This is a genomic window from Aminobacter sp. P4_H6_2, assembly GCF_056400805.1.
The window spans coordinates 1-2,239 of record NZ_JBFUKO010000781.1 but is presented as its reverse complement, the minus strand read 5'-3'; the positions used below and the strand labels follow the sequence as shown (position 1 = coordinate 2,239).

The following is a 2,239-nucleotide window of genomic DNA, read 5'->3' as shown; positions in this document are numbered from 1 at the left end:
CTACTTCATCGACGACAAGTCGCAGCTATCGCACGTCTGGGAGGTCGAATTCCGTTCACTGGACGGCGACACGCCAGTCACGTCGACCGGGCTGACCCGCATCGATCATGTCGGGCAGACGATGGATCACGGCGAGATGCTGACTTGGCTTTTGTTCTACACCTCAATCTTCCAGACGCGCAAAGCGCCGCTGGTCGACGTCATCGACCCCTCTGGCATCGTTCGCAGCCAGGCAATCGAAAGTGACGACGGCGCGCTGCGACTGACGCTCAACGGTGCGGAGAACCGGCGTACCCTTGCCGGCCACTTCATCGCCGAAAGTTTCGGCTCGAACGTGCAGCATCTCGCCTTTGCCTGCGACGACCTCTTCAAAACTGCTGCCGCCCTGAGGGCGCGCGGCTTCGAACCCCTGCAGATTTCACCCAACTATTATGACGATGTGGAAGCGCGTTTCGGCCTTGAGCCGGAACTGGCCGACAGGTTGCGCGAGCACAACATGCTCTACGACCGCGATGAGGGTGGCGAATATTTCCAGCTTTACGCGCCGACCTGGGGCGAAGGTTTCATCTTCGAGATCGTCGAACGTCGCGGCGGCTACAAAGGCTACGGCGCCCCGAACGCCCCGTTCCGCATCGCCGCCCAAAAACGGAATATGCGCCCGAAGGGCATGCCGCGCCAGTGACCCAATTACAAATGGACCGCCGGCCGAAACTCAGCGGGAGGTGCGGCGATTTTCCGGGTGAAGCGTCTTGCCGAGGATCGTCCCGTCGCGTCCGATGACGTGGGCGCTGGCGCCGACGATGAGCGGATCGTGGGCTTCCACGCTGCGTGGGCCATCGCCGTGATAGGGCAACGCGTTCAGGAAATGCCGCATACAGTTCAATCGCGCCCGCTTCTTGTCATCGGATTTGATGATGGTCCAAGGCGCGTCAGCCGTGTCGGTGAAAAAGAACATGGCCTCCTTCGCTTCAGTGTATTCGTCCCACTTGCTAAGGGATGCCTTATCGATCGGTGACAGTTTCCACTGCTTCAACGGATCCGTCTCGCGCTCGGTGAAGCGGCGCGCCTGTTCATTTTTGGTTACCGAAAACCAGTATTTGAACAGCCGTACGCCGGAGCGAACGATCATCCTTTCGAGTTCAGGGCATTCGCGCATGAATTCGAGATATTCATTGGGCGAACAAAACCCCATCACCCGCTCGACGCCAGCGCGGTTGTACCAGGAGCGGTCGAAAAACACGATCTCGCCTGCTGCTGGAAGATGCTGAAGGTAGCGCTGAAAAAACCATTGCGTCCTTTCGCGCTCGGTTGGTTTTTCAAGCGCCACGACCTTGGCAGCGCGCGGATTGAGGTGTTCCATGTATCGCTTGATCGTGCCGCCTTTCCCAGCAGCATCGCGTCCTTCAAACAGGACCACAATCTTCTGGCCGGTCTCCTTGGCCCAACTTTGGGCCTTGAGGAGTTCGACCTGAAGGCGACCCATCTGCTCCAGATAGAGCTTGTTGCTCAGTCCGGCGCGATACGGATACTCGCCTGTTTCAAAGGTGTGACGTATGGCTTCGGGGTTCCTCCGAAGTGAAGGAATGTCGATGTGATGTTCGTTCAACGATGGTGCTGGAGCCGCGTCGGCAAGGCTGATCGCTGTTTCTGCTGCCAGGGGCTGGTCTTGATTTGGAGCGGTCGGATTGACGTCGTCCGCGCCCAGCTGTGTGCGTGCGATCAATGTCTCATCCAGGCTGGGGGCTGTTGTCTCGGCCATAATGCGCGCCTTCTCCGTCTCGCGATGATTGAAGAAGGTAATCGCAGCCATCGGGTATGGAGTTGATCTGGATCAACGAGGTGTAGAGCCGCTCGCAGTTCGCGTTCGGATCGGCCATGATGGCATCACTCGGGTGAAGCTTTCGTGAGAGCCACCGTCGTGGACCCTGTGGCGATATTCCCCAGGGCAGCAATAGAACTAGCGCTCGTTGGTATGAAGGTGGTGAGATGCTCAAAAAACTGAAAGGGGGCAAGCCTGGGGCGATCCAGGCGCCCCCCAAAGGGTGCTAGACAATGCCCCGCGGGGGGTGGTGGCGGGGTACGAAGCATCAGCTAGCAATCAAAATGTACAGGAATATGAATCCATTTCAATTGATTTATGAAAATATCTGAATTGTTTTCTTGTTCTATTTTTGTTGGCTTCCTAGGGAATGGGGTGGTCAATCGGACTCGAGTTGGGGCTTGCTCGGTAGTCTAGACT

At 57.5% G+C, this 2,239-nt stretch carries 2 protein-coding genes; one reads left to right on the top strand and one right to left on the bottom strand.

From position 1 onward, the window contains the following. Positions 1-682 (top strand): 4-hydroxyphenylpyruvate dioxygenase family protein (locus AC1DUU_RS30030; RefSeq protein ID WP_476786963.1); only part of this gene is annotated, 682 nt, incomplete at its 5' end. A gap of 30 nt (positions 683-712) precedes the next feature. On the opposite strand, the gene ppk2 is transcribed toward AC1DUU_RS30030, so the two are convergent. Beyond that, positions 713-1,810, bottom strand: coding sequence for a polyphosphate kinase 2 (gene ppk2 / locus AC1DUU_RS30025; protein ID WP_476786962.1), 1,098 nt, complete (start codon positions 1,808-1,810; stop codon positions 713-715). Between the last annotated feature and the right edge of the window lie 429 nt (positions 1,811-2,239).